This window comes from Prosthecobacter sp., assembly GCF_034366625.1.
Lineage (GTDB): Bacteria > Verrucomicrobiota > Verrucomicrobiia > Verrucomicrobiales > Verrucomicrobiaceae > Prosthecobacter.
On record NZ_JAXMIH010000008.1, the window covers coordinates 529,431 to 546,545 of the forward strand.

The window sequence follows — 17,115 nt, forward strand, 5'->3', positions numbered from 1 at the left end:
TTCACTTCTCCTTCGTCTGGAACGTGCGCGAGTGCTTCTGCGACGGCACCTCAATCGTGTAGCTCTTCGCTTCCGCGCTGATTGTGCAGTGGATGTGATGACCAGCGCAGGTCTCGGCCAGGTCGCCGTGATTCGCGATCATGCTTTTGTCGGCGGTATTCTCGTGATCGTCTCGGACGTTCTCATGCACCTGATACATGGCCTGAATTGTCGGCGTGGACTTGAGCGCATCCATGGCTGACTTGCTGGTGCCTTTACGCGGGCCGTTGTTCATCACGGAAACCGTCGGCTGGAGGCTGCGGATCAAGATCGGGTTGTTGCTGCTGTCGAGGCCGTGGTGGTTCACCTGATACAAATCGACGGTGCCGACGAGATTGAAGGGCGAGACGAGTTTCTCCTCGATGTTCCAGCTCAAATCGCCGCCATCGAAGAAGCGGAAGCCGCCGAAGTCGAGCACGAGCACGACGCTGTTGGCATTGTCGCTGGGATCGGGTGCTTTCGGCGGCACCGAGCCTTTGAGCGGGTTTTCCGGCTGATCAGGATAAGGCGGGATGAATTGCTGATTCGCGCCGAGGCAGCGCAGTTGGAGCTTGGGACCGTCCGCAGGCTGCTTGAGGGGAATCAGGCTCCCTGCGGTCAACTTGACGCGTTTTTCCACCTTCGCATCGCGATACGGCCGGCTCATCAAGGTCCAGCGCATGTCCTGCGCCTTGTCATCAGGGCTGCCCTCGGTGATTCCCTTGTCATAAAGCGTTCCAATCGGCATCAGCGCCGCGAGTTCGGCCAGGCCACCGAAGTGATCGACATGGAAGTGTGTGATGACGACGTGGTCGATGCGCGTGAGACCCGCAATCTCGGTCGCAACCTTCTTGATCCGCTGCGGATCACGTCCGCCCGGATTTCCCGTGTCGATGAGCACTGATTCACCTTCCGGCGTGACAATCAGCGTTGATCCGCCGCCTTCGGAGTCAATCCAGTAGATGTCGAGTGTCTTGTCGCGGGCGACGGCGGTGATGGCGAAGGCAAGCAGGAGGAAGAGCGTTCGGTTCATGGCAGGTTGGTATGTTGTTCACGCTTTAGCGTGTCCTCTTCTCTCACAAACACACTGAAGCGTGAACAACAAACTGCCAATCACCGCCCTGGCGGATTCACTTCCTTCACGGTGGCTCCATGCGTGTCGCTGAGGATGAGAAGGGAGAGTCTTTCGACGTTGTTGAGCTCGGCGGGCTTGAGCATCTGGTAGTCGAGGCCGTTGGCGGGTGGCGCGTCGGCGGGAACAGGCTGCGGCGATGTGTTTTCAGGGCCATTGAGGCTGGCGTAGTCAAAGCGACCGCGCAGATCGGTGTAGCCGTCTTTGAAGAAGCGGACGGTACCGTTGTTGAGCTTGGCATAAACTTTTACATAGGCCTTCGGCAGGGCCTTGTCGGTGGTGCTGTCGCGGGTTTCGAGGCGGCCGTAGTTTTCAGTCAGCGTGAGCTTCAGCGTGTTGGCGTGGTAGGCCTGAGTCTTGCGCTGTCCGGCACCGATGACCTCCACAAGCACGTTTGCTTTGGTGAACTCTGCGGGCAGGGCCACATCAAGTGTCGTTTGATCCTTCGGCAGCGTCTGCGTGGCGGTTTTGTTTGGCTTGATGATGCTGAAGCGGCCGGAATCCTGGCTCACAAACGGATTGCTGCTGAAGCTGAACTCGGGGTCCATCAGGTAGTAGTTCAGCGTGACTTCGGAGAGGTTTTTCCAGCTCAGACCGATGGTTTTGTTCTCCACCTTGAACTCAAACGTCGGCTCTGTGGCGGCGAGTTCGGCCTGCTGCTTCTCGCGGTCGGGTTTGTCTCCCTTTTCAGTCTTGCTGGCCTTGCCTTCGATTTCATCGAGCTGCGTGGTCACATCCGCAAAGAGTGTCTTCCAGCGTGGGACTGGATGGCCGGCGTATTTGGCGGCGAGACCGCGTGCGGAAGCGAGATCGCCCTCATAAAAGGCGGCGTAGCACTGGAAGTAGTCGTGTTGGAGCCGTGTGGGCAGCTTGGCGGCGTCGATGGCCTTGAAGCGGGCCAGCGCCTCCTCGACGCGGTCTTGCAGGAAGAGGAAGTAGGTCACGCTCATGCTGTCCATGGCATCGAGCTGCGGTTTGAAGGCCAGGATGCCGAGGAGCTTCGTATATTCCTCCAGCACCGCCGGATTCGCGATCCGCCAATCGCTGCCGACGCGGTGGGCGCGTTGATTGACGAGCGGGGAGTATTCGAGGTGCTCGTAGCTGCGAAGTTCGATGGGCTCGATGGTCAGCAGCTTGCTGGCGAGCCAGGGGCCGTAGCTTTCGTCGTCCTTCAACATCTGTCCGAGCGTCGCGGCGTCGTTGTGGAGGAAGGCGTAACTGAAAACGGCATCGTCCGCGACATGATGCTGATTCATGAAGACGATGAGCTTCTGGTAGAAGTCGCTGCTCTTGCGGCAGCGCCAGGCGATGCGCTCCAGGTTGAGTCCTTCGAGGTTGTTCTGGTCGAGGAAGCTGAACACCTCAGCGTCGCTGCCATATTGCGAGACATAATCCCATGAAGCCTTGTCCACCTCAGTGAGTTTGGCGACAGCGTTGAACTCAAACGGTTTCGCGGCGGCTGAACCGGTGGCAGTGGCGACATTGACTGGGAAGTGCGCGAATTTCAGTCCGGCCTTAGCGGGAACGAGCGGGAAGTAGAAGTGATACTCAAAGGTCTGCGTCGTGTAAGGCTCCAGGCGCACTTGGCGGCTGTTGGTGGCCTTGCTGCCGAGCACAGGGAGAGCGCCCTGCGGGATTTGCAGCAGCACCACGGCCTTCGCCGGACTGCTGGTGGGATTGGTGACGACGATGTTCGCGCCATACGTCGCGCCGGTGAGGAACTCGGTGGTGACGTATTTTTCGAACTTTTCGTTCCCTTCCTGACGATAGCGGTCGCCGTGGCGGAAGAAGCTCTGTGACACGAGAAGCTGGCCCTGCGCGTTGTTTTCGCCAGCGGCGGGTTTGATCTCCTTGTGATACAAAATGACCGGTCCGCCCGCCGTGAAGGTGAACTGGCCGTTGTCGGCCTTCGTGGTGTGTTTCGCCGCCTCAAACGGCAGGTCGAGCACTGCGAGCGCGAGCATCATCTCCGTGAAGTTACGGCTGGCTTCGGCCACATTCGACGAAACGAAGCCGTTCTTCGACCCTGCGGCCACCCAGGCCGCGTAATCGCGCCAGAAGGCGTTCACGGTGACGAGTTCGGCAGCCTGCTCGTCGATGCGCAGCTTGTAGTAGTTGTTCTCCGCCCATTCCTTTGTTGGGCCGAGCGCTCGGAAGAAGGCGCGGACGAGTCCACGAGCGTTCTGAGCGTCAGCCGCGCCAAAATAGGCCAATGTGCCGCCGTTGATGGCAGTGGCCCCTGAGGTGGAACTCCCGCTGAGAACCAAAGTTTGCCCAAGAGCCACCTCGCGTTCTGCGACGAGCGTTTCGAGCTCTTTGCGGCCCGCCATGCGATCTCCATCGGCGGCTTTTAATTGAGGCAGTGCCCGCAGTTCTTCGGCGGTCATGGAGCGTCGAAGAGCGCCTGGAACGCCACCCATTCCCATGCCTTTGCCAAAACCACCGCCAGCAGCGGGTTCGGCGGCAAAATTGTCCATGAGTGCCGCAGGTGATGGTGCGGGCAACATGGGTGGTGGCGGTGGAGCATTCGCGGCCATCTCTGATTTGGCCTTATCGAAAGCAACTCCGGCACCTGAGTCACCGAACTCCATCGCTCGGCCCCGCAAGGCAGTTTCAAAGAGATGATCGGCTTGCTCGGGATTCGGCGGAATCATTTCCCACAACTCGCGCACATGACGCGCGGCATTGGGCGCTTCGTTTTCGATGCGCTGGGCCAGCAGGATACGCTCGACGATGTTGAGGCGGGCGTAGGCCCAAGGTTGGAGATAAGTTTGGAGATCGAGGCCGAGGAGGAACTCGTCCATGAAGGTTTTGTCCTTCTTGTTGGCGAGATAGGGCTTGATGACCTGATCAAAGAACGGCTTGTCTTTGCGGGAGAGGAAGAAGCTCAGCTCGTGGCAGGCGAACTCGCCGTATTTGGCGCGTTTTTCGTCGTCCTTGAGGTTCGGCCAGTTCAGGATGAAGGCGAATTCTGTCAGATGGCCGTTGCCGCTGAGTGTGGTGAAGAGGCTGTGGATGCCGCCGAGGGTGTCGTAGGTCTCCAACTCGCTGGTGAGGATGTCGGAGAGCGTGAGCGTCTTGCCGGTTTCGAGCACGGTGATCTCTTTCTTCTGCGTGAAGGGCTTCACGGGATCGAGGTTTCGCGCGAGTCGCTGATCGGCGAATTTCGTCGGCACTTCCGGCAGTGTGAGCGTGCGCCAGGAGGCGTTGTGCAGATCTTCGGCATAGATTTGGACGTGCTGGCGATCACCGAGCGCTTTGCGCTCGATGCGCACGACGCCATCTTTGTCAGGAACGAGATTATAGATGACCGGTGCGGCGTTGGCGAGGAAGTCGAGGTTCGTGCCGCCTTGCGGGCCGGCTTGAGCTTTCATTTTCTTCGCGGGCATCGCCGTGGCGGGTGCCATGCCGCCTGCGGCTCCGCCGCGAGTCATCGCGGCTCCTTCGCCGGCTTGCTGCCTCAATTCTTCGAGATCGGTGTTGCGAATCTCCCACGGATTGAGCAGCAGGCCTGGGCGCGTGAGCATGTTGCCGGGGAAGAGCTTCGCGTAGCGGCGTTCGAGGATGTAGCGGTATTCATCGCCGATCTCGCGTCCGGCGGAGTAGAGGTTCGGATGTCTCGCGGGCGTGCCGGAGGCCGCACCGAAGCGCGTGAAGCCGCCGAGACCGCCAAAAAGACCGCTGCCGGGATCGAAGCGAGATGCGGCGACGTGGACTCGCGCAAAGGGGTTGCTGTGAGCGAGTTTGACGGTGATGAAGTCTTTGTCGTTCTCGACGCTGGCGATTTGCAGCGGCACATTGCCTTTGAGTTCGAGCTGGCGGTGCTTGCCGAGCGCCCAGCCGCCGATGACATCGCCTTGGGTGACTTTGATGGTGATGAGTTGGTCACTGAGCCGCAGAGAGTAGTCCCCGGCCTTTAGGCCGTTCAGCGTGACGAAGCCTGCCTCCGTTTTGATCGCTGCGGCGTGATCTGTGGTAAAAGTTCCCGCTGACAGTGAGAGAAGCGAGACGGGCTGTTGCGAAGCCGCGAAGCGAACCCCGAGACTACTCTTTGGGATGCGAATCGTTTCGCCTTCAGTGGTGTGGATCGTTGTTGTAAGGGTGGTGTCGGCGTCTTCGAGCGGCCACATGCTGCTGCGGCCGTTGGGGATTTTGGCGGTGACTAGGGCGATGTTTTCGAGTTTGCCGAGCGCCACGCGGCCCTTGTCATCAGTGCTCAAGGCGACGGTCTGCACACGGTTGAAGTCGCGGTGCTTGAAGGTGAAGATGACTTGCTGGTCGGCAACGGGTTCGCCGTTTTTGCCGAGGAGTTCGAAGGTGCGCTGGCCGTCGAAGGTGCTGAGGTGTCCATCGTTGACGGCTTCGGTCTTGTCGATGCCGTTGAGGGTCCAGGTGTGGCTGGCGGTGAGGTCTTTCTTGGTGCCACCGGCACTGAGGACATCGACTTTGGCGCTGAAGGCCACGGTGAGTGATGCGAGGCGCTCGGGGACGGTGAGCTTGTGCGTGAGGACACTGCCGGCGCTGAGTTTGAGGTCTTTGACTTCGCGGGTGGTCGAGATACCGTCGTGGGTGGTGCTGGTGATGGTGAGTTTCGGCTCGGTGAGCAGTTCGGGGGCGAGATGGGTCTCGCCGAGCATCAAGGCGGTGCGGACGGCGAGCGTGGCTTCTCGACGGGCGAGGAGCTGCTCGCGCTCGATGTGGAATTGGGCGTCGAGGCGATAATCCTCCGTGTGATGGGTGAATTGCGTGAGAGTGGCGAAGGTGCCTGCGGCGTCGCCGATGATGAGGTTTTTCGTGCCGGGGCCGGGCTGGTTGGTGAACGGAATGGCGATGCGGCCGAGTTTTTCATCGACGGTGAGCCTGCGGCCTTCAAACCACGCGGCGGCGTCTTTGACGGGCTGGTTCTTTTCGTCGAGCACGAGGATCAAATCTCCTGCGGGGCCGGTTTGTTGAAGCGTGTGGTATTGGCCGGCGCGGATGAGGGCGCGGCTGCTGCGGCCGCCACCGATGAATTCGATGATCCAGGCACCGCGTTTGCCTTTGAGGTCGGGGAACTGGAATTTCTGCCGCGTGCGGTTGAACGGGCCGCCGTCGAAGGCGTGCGTCTGCTCGCTGTTGGCGACGAGGCCATCGAGATTGAGGTCGGTATTGAGCTGGCGCTGCTGGGTTTGGAAGAAGTTGAGCGTGTTGAGCTCGAAGATCTTCACGATGAGCTTCGGCGTGTTTTTGACGATGACGTCGAACGCGATGTCGTCGCCGGGCAGGAACTGTGGGGCGTTGGTGGCGGGGAATTCGATGTCCACGCGCTCTTTGAGCTGCTGGAACTCGGTGGGCGTGATGAGCGAGGCCCAGCGCTCGGGATTGCCGATGCCGTTGGTGATCAGCGCCTCGGCGAGGATGGGCTTGAGCCATGTATCGCTCACATGGTCGGTCCAAGGGGAGAGGAGCTGTGGCGCGGTGGCATCGGCTTTGGCGGTGGCGAAGAGGTGGAGGAAGTAGTCGCGGACGAGCGCCTCATCGTTGCCGATGGGCGGGGAATGCAGCAGCGGCTCGCTGAGGTCGGCGTCGAGGTCGCTCCAGTCGGAGTTATAGGTGCGCAGGAACTCCTCGTTGATGTAGGGCATCCGGCGGGGGAGTTTGAGGTAGGCGAGGAAGCGTTCGCGGTCATAGACACCTTTTTTGCGGTCATGGTCGAGGCGGAGGTAGAGGATGCGGACTTTGAGAGTTTTGTGCGATGTGACGCCTTGAGCGAAGACCCACACGCGGTCGAGCCAGGCTTCGCGCTCGGCTTCGTCGTATTCGAGGCTGACATCGGCGCTCGGGGCGAGTTTGCGCAGGTAGGTGTAAATGAAGTTGGTGCTGCCGAAGTGCTCGCTTTTCAGCTCATCGAGCTGTGGCAGCAAAAGCTGGCGATGAATGGGCAAATCGCCGAAACCGATGTTCGGTTCCGCTTTGAAGTCCGCATTCAGCGCGGCGACGAGATTGGGCACATCGGGGCGCTGGAGCTTTTGCAGCACGCTGCGGCGCTGGTCAGGAGTGAGCGGCACCTGATCGCGAATCAAGGCCGCGAGAGCGTCCTGGGTGAGGGATTGCAGGGCGCGGTCGTTGTTGAGCGCATCACGGAGGAAGACCTCGCGGGAGATTTTGGTCTGGTCGAGGCTGGTGGGGAGGTCGGGCTTTTGGTCGCGGACCTCCTGCTGGTGGTCGTGGCGGATGCCGAGGCGCTCGATGAGGTATTTGAGCGTGCCTTGTGGATCTCGCTCGTAGTTGAGGATGGCTTCGCGGTTTTCGATGATGCGGCGCTGCTCGTTTTCGTCGGGTGTGCGCTTGCGCCACTGGTTGAGGATGTCGTTGAGCTTCGCGGTGTCGCGGATGTTTTGATAATGGAGGGCGTGGAAGAAGTAATACTCTTCGGAACCGGGAACGAGTTCACCGAGGGCTTTTTCGCGGTCGGCGGCGAGGGCGAAGCGCTCGATGAAGCCGATTTCGTTTTCGGCGTTCACCTTCGCCAAGGTTATGGCTGACAAGAGCAGGGGCAGAAGAAAGCTGCGGAAGGGCGTTTTCATGGTCGTGGGCGGGTTGGGGCAATGATGCGGCGAGCATCACGGCTGAGGCGAGCTTTTATTGTAAAGAGTCTGTCAATCAGGGACCAAGGGTAGGGACAGCAGGGCAAAAAACCGTTTGAAACCAAGGGGCCGGGAACTACTATCGCGGCCCCTACCTCCCAGACCCCATGGCCGACGCTGCAAACAAATACGCCCAAAACGCCCCCGGTGCCTACTATGTCGATGACCAGTGCATCGACTGCGACCTTTGCCGTGAAACGGCCCCGGCGAACTTCAAGCGTGACGATGACGGCGGCCATTCTTTCCTCTACAAGCAGCCTGAAAACGACGACGAGCGCAATCTCTGCGAGGAAGCACTCACCGGCTGCCCGGTGGAGGCCATTGGCCGAGACGGAGAGTAAAAGGCTTCAGTTTTGGTTCACCGCCTGCCGACACTAATGGCGGCGGACCCTCACTGCAGCACCAGCCAGCGGGCAGTCACGACCTTGTCCAAATTCACGCACTGGTTCGATTGGGCGTCCGGCGGGAAAGAGACCTGCATCGTGTAGCCCTTGAAGCCGGAAGGCCCCGTGGAGGCGAGGTCGGATTCGAGCCAGCGGGCCAGTTCCGTGCCGCGCTCGCTGTAGGCGTAAACAGAACTTTCACCGTTCTCCGAAGTCAGCTTCACGCAGAGGTATTTTTTAGAATCGGAGAACTCGAAGTTGAAGTATTCAAACAGGCGCACATAGGCGCGCAGGCTCACCGGCTTGGTGGGGCGCTTTGTGCGGAAGTCCTGAAAGGACATCGCGCCATAGCCGGTGAGACTTTCCCAGTCGATCAGGAACTTTCCCTGTGGGCCGCGCAGCATGGCAACCTCCAGCGATCCGGTGGGGCGGCTGCTGGTGTAGCTGAAGTAGAGAATTTCGGTGTCATCGATCAGGTAACGGGCCTTGCTGACCAGACCACCGGGCACCGGGTCTTTGGCGCCCTGGGTTTCATAGAAGTCCTGCATCGAGGCGGCGACACGGTCGGAATTGACCACCAGCGGCACGCGGTCCTTCCACGCTTCGGTCTTCCAATACTGGTCCAGGAGCGCCAGCGCCTGAACCACATCGTCATTGGTTTCTCCCAGTGGCAGTTCCTTGATTTTGGATGCCTCGGGATATAGGGCACCCTGAGCGTTGGAGGACGGATTGGGAGCCGCCTCCGCGACTGAAATCTTGGGAAGCACTGAAGGCGGCGCTATTTCGGTTTTCGCGGCCTCGACGGAAAGCCCCAGGTTTTCCAGCTCACGAACGCGTGTCTCCGCCTTTTTTGCCAGCTCGATCAGGGTGTTGCGGCTGGAGAGGCTCTCAAAATACCACTTCCATCCCACGAAGAGAGTCAGCGCCAGACAGACGCACAGGGTGATGCTGACACCCATGAAGGCGCGGTGGGAACCGATGGAACCGGAAGTCATTGGCAGTAAGTCAGATGGAACAGTCATCTGATAATGGCGGGGAAATCTCTCAGGCTCAAGCACTTGGTTGCCGCATCTCAGTCCCCGCCTACAGTTTTCGACCCATGAATTACCCTGAAAAGGCCCGGCGCGTCATCCAGATCGAGATCGATGAACTGCAGCGGCTGCATGCACGCATCGACGAAAATTTCTCCCGTGCCATCGAACTGCTGCTGCCGTGCGTTCGCAATCGTGGCAAGCTCATCGTCTGCGGTGTGGGCAAAAGCGGCAACATCGGCCGCAAGCTCGCCGCAACGCTCAACAGCACCGGGGCCACCACCGTGCTGCTGAATGTCGGTGATGCGCTGCACGGCGATCTCGGCGTTGCCGATCCGGGCGATCTGGCGATCATGCTCAGCTACAGCGGAGAAACCTCCGAACTACTGGACTTGCTGCCGCATGTGAAGCGTTTTGGCATTCCGATCATCGCCATCACGGGTGCGCTGCAATCCACGCTGGCAAAAAATGCGGACGTTGTGCTCGATGTGCATGTCACGCAGGAGGCCTGCCCGCTGAACCTGGCACCCACCTCCAGCACCACCACGATGCTCGTGCTCTGTGACGCGCTGGCGATGGCGCTGCTCGAAGCACGCGGTTTTCAATCCGAGGACTTTGCCCGGCTGCATCCCGGCGGCTCGCTGGGCCGTGCGCTGCTCACCCGCGTGAGCGATGTCATGCGCAGCGGCGAGCAGCTCGCGATCATCACGCCGGAGACTCCTGTCCGCGAGGCGCTCCAGGCCATGACACGCGCCCGCAGCGGCGCCGCCATCGTCACGAATGCGGACGGCATGCTCGCCGGCGTCTTCACGCATGGCGATTTCGTTCGCGCCTTCCAGAAGGACAACGCCATCGCCTTCAAGCCCGTGCGCGACTTCATGACGCCACGCCCCGTCAGCATCCAGGCCGACAAACTCGCCGCCGAGGTGCTCGCCACACTGGAGAAGAACCGCGTCGATGACATTGTCGTCGTCGATTCCACGGGCAAACCTGTCGGCATGGTCGATACGCAGGATCTCACGCGACTGCGGCTGGTGTGAGGAGGGAAGGCGGTTATGAGAGGAGCCATTTGAAGAACTCATAACCCGTAACGCATCACTTCTAACAATATCCTCAGAAATCAGTCACCTCACGATAGTGCCGCACGCGGTGGCCGCGTTTGCGCATCAGCTCGATCAAGCCGGTGTCCGAGATGAAGTGCAGCGTACCGGTCAGCACCATGACTTTTTCGCCGTTCTTGAGCATCTGCTCCAGCCGGTCCATCCATGACAGGTTGCGGGCTGTGACGAACAGCTCGTTCAGGTCGGCATAGCGCTCCGCCTCCTGCAGCATCATCTCGCTCAGGGCCGCCAGATCACCCTGTTTCCATGCCCGGACGATTTTTTCATACTCCTCGGCCACATGGCTGACCTCGATCAGCGTCTGCTCCAGCAACTCGCGCTGCTGTTTGTCGCTGAGGGATGCAAAGAGCTGGATTTGGAACTCCACCGTTTCGAGTCCTTCCGCAGGCTTGCCATCCTTCTTCGCCCGTTGCTCAAAGTGCGTGTCCACACCCATTTCGGCCTTGGCCCCCAGGTTGGCGTATTCGACATTGGTCATCAGCAGTGCCACGAACCACGGGCGGAAGCGGTTCATCGAGGAAACCTCCAGTCCGCGCTTCGCCGTCCACTTTTTCACGCCCTCCCACGTTTCCTTGCTCACATTCGCCTCCAGCGAAGTGTCCGCCGAGTACAAGCCGAGTTGTGACATCCGGCTGGTCAGCTCCGGCCCGGACGCTGCGCCGGGCGGCAGTTCCAGCACCAGCTTGTTCGAATACATGTAAGCCGCCTCGTAGGCCGGGGCCAGCGGGTAGTCCTTCTCACGCAGGATGTGAATCGTCCCGCACAAAAACAGCCGGCCGCCGTTCGGCCCGTCCACCACCCACACGCTGCCATCACCGGCACCATCAGAGACAAAGGCCGCTGAATCCGGTTTTCCATCCGCCTTTTTCTCCTCACGCTCGCATGCCACAGCGCACACGATCAGTGCGAGTGCGAGAACAAGACGGGGAATCAGCATTGGACGACTCAAACACGTGGCGGCAACGGGATGCAACCGCCATCTGGGCTTTAAGCCAGCACCGGCCTCACCACATGCCCATGGACATCCGTCAGCCGGAACTGGCGGCCCTGGAAGCGGAAGGTGAAGCGTTCGTGGTCGATGCCGAGCAGGTGCATCAGCGTGGCCTGGAAATCGTGAACGTGAACACCGTCCTTCCCCACGTTGAAGCCGAACTCATCGCTCTCGCCGTAGGTCATGCCGGGTTTCACGCCGCCACCGGCCATCCAGATCGTGAACACATACGGATGGTGATCGCGCCCCCACTGCTTGGTGTCCTCGATCTTGCCTTGCAAAAATGGCGTGCGGCCAAACTCGCCACCCCAGATGACCAGCGTGTCCTCCAGCAGCCCGCGTTGTTTGAGATCCTTCACCAATGCCGCGCTCGGTGCGTCGGTGTCGGTGGCTTGAATCTTGAGCTGCGTGTTCAGATTGCGATGCTGGTCCCAGCCCGCGTGCATGAGCTGCACGAAACGCACACCACGCTCGGCGAGGCGACGCGCCATGAGGCAGTTGTAGGCGAAGCTGCCCTGGCGCATCACGTCCGGGCCGTACATGTCGAGGATGTGCTTCGGCTCGTCGGAAAAGTCGGTCAGCTCCGGCACGCTCGTCTGCATCTTGTAGGACATCTCGTATTGGGCGATGCGCGTGGCGATCTCGGGATCGCCAAAGTCACGCAGCTTCATCTCGTTCAGGCCCGCGATACCGTCGAGAATCGTGCGCTTCACCTCGCGGCTCATGCCGTCAGGGTTGCTCAGATACAACACCGGATCGCCACTGCCGCGAAACTTCACGCCCTGATACTTCGACGGCAGAAAGCCGCTGCCCCAGTAGAAGTCATAAAAAATCTGGCCGCAGCTCGCCTCCTTGTCGCGCGAGGTCATCACCACGAAGGCCGGCATGTCCTCCGCGTCGCTACCCAGGCCGTAGCTGAGCCACGAGCCGATCGCCGGACGCCCCGCCTGCTCGCTGCCCGTCATGAAAAACGTGATCGCCGGCGCATGATTCACCTGCGTCGTGTGCATCGACTTGATGAAGCACAGATCATCCGCAATCGCCGCTGTGTGCGGCATGAAATCGCTCACCGTCGCCCCACTGTGGCCGTGGCGTGAGAAATTCGAGATCTCGCCGAGCACCGGTCGTGCCGTCTGGCCGCCCGTCATCGTGCTGAAGCGCTTCCCGCCCACGATGCTGTCGGGAATCTGCGTGCCATGCATCTTTTTCAGCATCGGCTTGTGATCAAACAGGTCCACATGCGACGGTGCCCCGTTTTGCAGCAGGTAAATCACCCGCTTCGCCTTCGGTGCGAAGTGCGGCAGCGCCGGAGCCATCGCATCCGCCATTTGCGCCGCGAATCCTTCCCGCGTCAGCAGCGATCCCAGCGCCGCACCACCAACACCCAGCGCCGTTTTCCCAAACAGGGAACGGCGGGTCAGGTGGAGACGATTGGCATCGAGCGGATTCATGCGCGCTGATCTCTACGAGTGACAAAGCCACGCCTTTCCATCATCATCCCGTAGCCATCCATGAAACTGCCGCTTTTCATTCTCCTCACCACAAGTCTGCACGCCGTCGAGCCGCTCACGCTTAAGCTCTGGCCTGATGGCCCGCCCGGCAAGATGCAGCCTCATTCCAAGGCCACGGAAGACTTCATCCGCACCAAGGCCGGCAAAAGCACGATCACTGACATCATTGATCCGACCATTACGGTCTATCGTCCCGAGAAGCCCAACGGTACCAGTGTCATTGTCGCTCCCGGTGGCGCTTACATCTTCCTCTCCGCCGTTCATGAGGGCACGCAGGTTTGCGAATGGCTGAACACAGTCGGCGTCACTGGCATCCTCCTCAAATACCGCACTCCGACTCGCGACGAAGCCTCCCCGCACGAAAAACCCGTTCAGGATGCCGCCAAAGCCATCGCTCTCGTCCGTGAACACGCCAAGGAATGGAATCTCGATCCCAATCGCGTCGGCCTGCTCGGTTTCAGCGCCGGTGGGAATCTGCTCGCGCACATCGCCTGTGATCGCGTGACGAAGACTGAGCTGCCGAACTTCTGCGTCATGATCTATGGCGGTGGCTTCGTGGATTTCAAAGAGCCGACGAAGCTCAAAGACGGCTTCACCGTTCCCGCCGATGCACCGCCCATGTTCATCGCCTGTGCCCACGACGACGGACAGAATCCCATCGCATCCACGGTCCTCTATCTTGAATACAAGAAGCACAAGATCCCGGCCGAGCTGCACCTGTTTGCGAAAGGCGGTCACGGCTTTGGCATGCGCGACAACAAGCAACCGATCAACGCCTGGCCGCAACGCTGCGCGGAATGGATGGGATCGCTGGGTTGGCTGCCTAAATAGTCTCAGGGCTTGCAAGACAGCCATGTTGTCGGCTTAGATGAGCGCATGAAGTCGCTTTTCTTGTCTCTCCTTGTCTCTTCGTCTCTTTTCGCCGCCGATGTTGCCTCCGTGGCGAAACAGGAGCTGCCCTCGCTCGTTGCGCTCTACCAAGAACTGCACGCGAATCCCGAGCTGTCGATGCACGAGGTCGAAACAGCGGCCCGCATTGCCAAGGAGCTGCGGGAGGCTGGTTTGGAGGTCTCGGAGAAGGTCGGTGGTCATGGCATTGTCGGTGTGTTGAAGAATGGTGACGGGCCGGTGATCCTGGTACGCACGGATTTGGATGCGCTGCCGGTGAAGGAGCAGACGGGTGCGCCTTATGCGAGCACGAAGGTGGCGAAGGATGATCTGGGGCGTGAAGTGAATGTGATGCATGCCTGCGGCCACGACATCCACATGGCGAGCTTCGTCGGCACGGCGCGGGCGTTGGTGAAGCTGCGCGATCAATGGAAGGGCACGGTCGTCATGATCGGCCAGCCGGCGGAGGAGCGCGTGCTTGGCGCGCGGCTGATGCTGCGCGCGGGACTGTTTTCCAAGTTTCCGAAGCCGGACAAGGCCATCGCGCTGCATTGCTCATCCGACATGGCGCACGGCAAGGTTGGCATCGTTGAAGGTTTCGCGCTGGCGAATGTCGATACGGTCGAGGTCGTCGTGAAAGGCGTTGGCGGGCATGGTTCGATGCCGCATTTGAGCAAAGACCCCATCGTGCTCGCCGCGCAGATCGTGCTGGCGTTGCAAACCATCGTCAGCCGTGAGGTGAAGCCGGGCGATCCGGCGGTGGTGACCGTCGGCAGCATTCATGGTGGCACGAAGAGCAACATCATCTCCGACGAGGTCCGCCTCCAACTCACCTTGCGCAGTTACAAGACCGAAACGCGCCAGCATCTCATCGATTCCATCAAACGCATTGTCAAAGCCCAGGCTGAGTCCGCCAACATGCCTGCTGACAAGATGCCGGAGGTCATCGTCTCAGACGATCAAGTCGCCGCGCTTTACAATCAGCCTGCGCTTTGCGCTGAAGTGAGGCAGCACATCGGCAAAACGATTGGCGAGGACAACGTCCTCACGCGTGAACCGGTCATGGGGGCCGAAGACTTCGCCGAATACGGCCTCACCAAGGAGAAAGTGCCGCTGTGCATGTTCTGGCTCGGCACGCAGCCGCCTGAGGTGGTCGCCGAGGCTAAAGCGAAGGGCACCACGCTGCCATCCTTGCATTCACCGTATTTCAAACCCGTGCCCGAGCCGAGCATCGAAACCGGCGTGAAGGCCATGACATCGGCCGTGATCGGTTTGATGAAGCAATAAACGCCGTCCCGGCTTACTTCCGGCTTAGCTTGTAAAACAACCAGCCGCCGATGCTGAGGAAGATCACATTCGGCAGCCACATGATGAGATGCGGCATCGCCGCCGGTTTGTCATTCAAGGTGTCCGCCAGAATGATGAACACGATGTAAACCGTGGCCGTGATCAGACTCAGCGCGAATCCCGACGACGTTTCACGTCGTTGTGCCGTGACACCCAACGGAATACCCACCAAGGCAAACGTGAAGCAGGCCAGCGAGAAGCTGTAGCGCTTGTTGAGCTCGGTGCGTGAGAGTGAGCGCGTCACATCTGTGAGTTCTTCGCCCGTGAACGTGTCCTTCCATGTCCGCACCTCCTCTGCCAGCGCGTCCGTCGTCTTCATGCTTGCGTTCACACGCACAGCATCCTTCTGCATGTCGGAAAGTGGAAACTCGAGGGGGAACTCGGTCAGTCCGAGCGGTTTTGGCACGGCGGGCTGCCCGGTGGTGGCCTGAAGATGCTCGATGCTCACGTCCTTGAGCAGCATGGTGAAGTCCAGCTTGCCTGCCACGGTCTGGATCTGCCCGTTTTTCGCGCGGATGTAGCTTCCGGCGTTCGCGTTTTTGTCCATCTTGATGATGTGCAGATCACCCAATGTCTTCTCATCGCGTTTCCCCGTGTAGATGCGGTAACCGGGCACGCGCTCCAGCACCTGCCCCTCTTGAAACAGCGTTTCGGGTTGCTTCACCGCCACCTCGTAAAACAGGCGCTTCATGCGGTCCTTCGCCGCCGGGGCCAGGCTCACATTCACCCACAGGCAGATCCCGCTCAGCAGCAGCGCCAGCACAAAGACCGGCGCGCAGATGCGTGCCATCGACATGCCTGTCATGCGCAGCGAGACCAGCTCGTTGTCGGCGGAGAGGCGTCCAAACACGAGCAGGATCGCCGTCAGAAACGCCCACGGAATGGTGAAGATCAGCGAGAACGGGATCACCATCGCCACGAACTCCAGGATCACCGAGATCGGCAGCTCCGTGTTCCCCAGCAACTCGTCGAGCTTCTTGTAAACATTCCCCAGCACCATGACGCCGCTGAGCAGCGCCACGCCGATCAGCGTGGCTGATCCCACCTGGCGGCCGATGTAGCGGTCAAAAATGCGCGGAAACATGTGGGCGCGAGGCTAGCGAGATGTCCCTGCCGGGCAATTCGAGATTGGCTGCGGGTGAATCAAACCACCGCTTTCTTCACCTTGCCGAAATCCGTGCCGAGGAAGCGCTTCGCCATGTTTTCCGCCTGTTCGGAGTGGTCGGTGAGGAAGATTTCGAGCGTGGGCTTTGATTTCACTGTCCGCAGCAGACCGTCCTGCTCCAGTTTTGCCTTCACATGCGCCGCGCAGGTGCTGGCGGAGTCCACGAGGCGCACTTTCTGGCCCAGCATGCGTTTCAGCACCGGAATGAGCAGCGGATAGTGCGTGCAGCCGAGCACGAGCGTGTCGATGCCCTTGTCGAGCAGCGGCTTCAAATACTCCCGCAGCACGGATTTGAGCGCCGGGTGGTCGATCCAACCCTCCTCGACGAATGGCACCAGCAGCGGCGTCGCCCGTGCCTCGATCATGATGTCCGGTCGTCGCATGGCGATCTCATGCTGATACGCGTGGCTGCGGATTGTTCCTGCGGTGCCGATGATGCCCACACGCTCGCAGTGGGCGTCCGCCAGCGTCGCCTCGACCCCTGGGCCGAGAACGCCGATCACCGGCACGCGAAACGTTGCCTGCAAAATCGGCAGCGCGTGTGCCGTGGCCGTGTTGCACGCCACCACCACGGCTTTTACCCCGTGCGAAACGAGGAACTGCGTGTCCTCCATCGAGAAGCGGCGGATTGTGTCCGGTGACTTCGACCCATACGGCACACGGGCCGTATCGCCGAGATAGATGATCGACTCATTCGGCAGGAGATCCCGTAACGCGCGCACCACGGTCAAACCGCCCACACCCGAATCAAAGACGCCCAGCGGGCTGTTGGCGGTGACGGGAGTGCTCATGAGTTGGAAGTGGGGCATGAATGCCTGTGTGTGCCGAGGCTGCCAAGCGGCTTTTTTCACTCCAGGGTGAAACGAAACCGTCTTGAACGCGAAACAAATGGCAGCCACGCC

Annotated in this window: 11 protein-coding genes; 4 read left to right on the forward strand and 7 right to left on the reverse strand. The window is 60.3% G+C overall.

Annotated elements, in window-relative coordinates; all coding sequences use genetic code 11:
* Position 1: 1 nt before the first annotated feature.
* The gene (locus tag U1A53_RS10615) at positions 2-1,051 is read right to left on the reverse strand and encodes an MBL fold metallo-hydrolase (RefSeq protein ID WP_322280724.1); all 1,050 of its coding nucleotides are present in this window, start codon (positions 1,049-1,051) and stop codon (positions 2-4) included.
* 80 nt (positions 1,052-1,131) lie between these two features.
* The gene (locus tag U1A53_RS10620; RefSeq protein WP_322280725.1) at positions 1,132-7,716 is read right to left on the reverse strand and encodes a hypothetical protein; all 6,585 of its coding nucleotides are present in this window, start codon (positions 7,714-7,716) and stop codon (positions 1,132-1,134) included.
* 167 nt (positions 7,717-7,883) lie between these two features.
* Here U1A53_RS10620 and U1A53_RS10625 point away from each other — a divergent pair, with 167 nt between their 5' ends.
* Positions 7,884-8,117 (forward strand): ferredoxin, encoded by a 234-nt coding sequence (locus U1A53_RS10625; RefSeq protein WP_322280727.1) that lies wholly within the window; start codon positions 7,884-7,886, stop codon positions 8,115-8,117.
* Positions 8,118-8,167: 50 nt separating this feature from the next.
* Here U1A53_RS10625 and U1A53_RS10630 read toward each other — a convergent pair whose 3' ends face one another.
* Positions 8,168-9,154 (reverse strand): hypothetical protein, encoded by a 987-nt coding sequence (locus U1A53_RS10630; protein WP_322280728.1) that lies wholly within the window; start codon positions 9,152-9,154, stop codon positions 8,168-8,170.
* A 104-nt stretch (positions 9,155-9,258) separates the two neighbouring features.
* On the opposite strand from U1A53_RS10630, the gene U1A53_RS10635 reads away from it, so the two are divergent.
* Positions 9,259-10,230, forward strand: a complete 972-nt coding sequence (locus U1A53_RS10635; protein WP_322280729.1) for a KpsF/GutQ family sugar-phosphate isomerase — start codon at positions 9,259-9,261, stop codon at positions 10,228-10,230.
* A 73-nt stretch (positions 10,231-10,303) separates the two neighbouring features.
* On the opposite strand, the gene U1A53_RS10640 is transcribed toward U1A53_RS10635, so the two are convergent.
* Together U1A53_RS10640 and U1A53_RS10645 are read right to left on the reverse strand one after the other, a co-directional pair.
* Positions 10,304-11,248, reverse strand: a complete 945-nt coding sequence (locus U1A53_RS10640) for a TraB/GumN family protein (RefSeq protein WP_322280731.1) — start codon at positions 11,246-11,248, stop codon at positions 10,304-10,306.
* A 50-nt stretch (positions 11,249-11,298) separates the two neighbouring features.
* On the reverse strand, positions 11,299-12,753 hold the full coding sequence (locus U1A53_RS10645; protein ID WP_322280733.1) for a DUF1501 domain-containing protein: 1,455 nt from the start codon (positions 12,751-12,753) through the stop codon (positions 11,299-11,301).
* Positions 12,754-12,813: 60 nt separating this feature from the next.
* Between U1A53_RS10645 and U1A53_RS10650 the strand changes: the two genes are divergently transcribed.
* Entirely contained in the window at positions 12,814-13,644 is an 831-nt protein-coding gene (locus tag U1A53_RS10650; RefSeq protein ID WP_322280735.1) for an alpha/beta hydrolase, read from the forward strand.
* Between the two features lie 45 nt (positions 13,645-13,689).
* Entirely contained in the window at positions 13,690-14,988 is a 1,299-nt protein-coding gene (locus U1A53_RS10655; RefSeq protein WP_322280736.1) for an amidohydrolase, read from the forward strand.
* Positions 14,989-15,001: 13 nt separating this feature from the next.
* On the opposite strand, the gene U1A53_RS10660 is transcribed toward U1A53_RS10655, so the two are convergent.
* Both U1A53_RS10660 and murI read right to left on the reverse strand, forming a co-directional pair.
* Positions 15,002-16,132 (reverse strand): LptF/LptG family permease, encoded by a 1,131-nt coding sequence (locus U1A53_RS10660; RefSeq protein WP_322280738.1) that lies wholly within the window; start codon positions 16,130-16,132, stop codon positions 15,002-15,004.
* 59 nt (positions 16,133-16,191) lie between these two features.
* Positions 16,192-17,004, reverse strand: a complete 813-nt coding sequence (murI, locus tag U1A53_RS10665) for a glutamate racemase (RefSeq protein WP_322280739.1) — start codon at positions 17,002-17,004, stop codon at positions 16,192-16,194.
* Positions 17,005-17,115 lie beyond the last annotated feature (111 nt).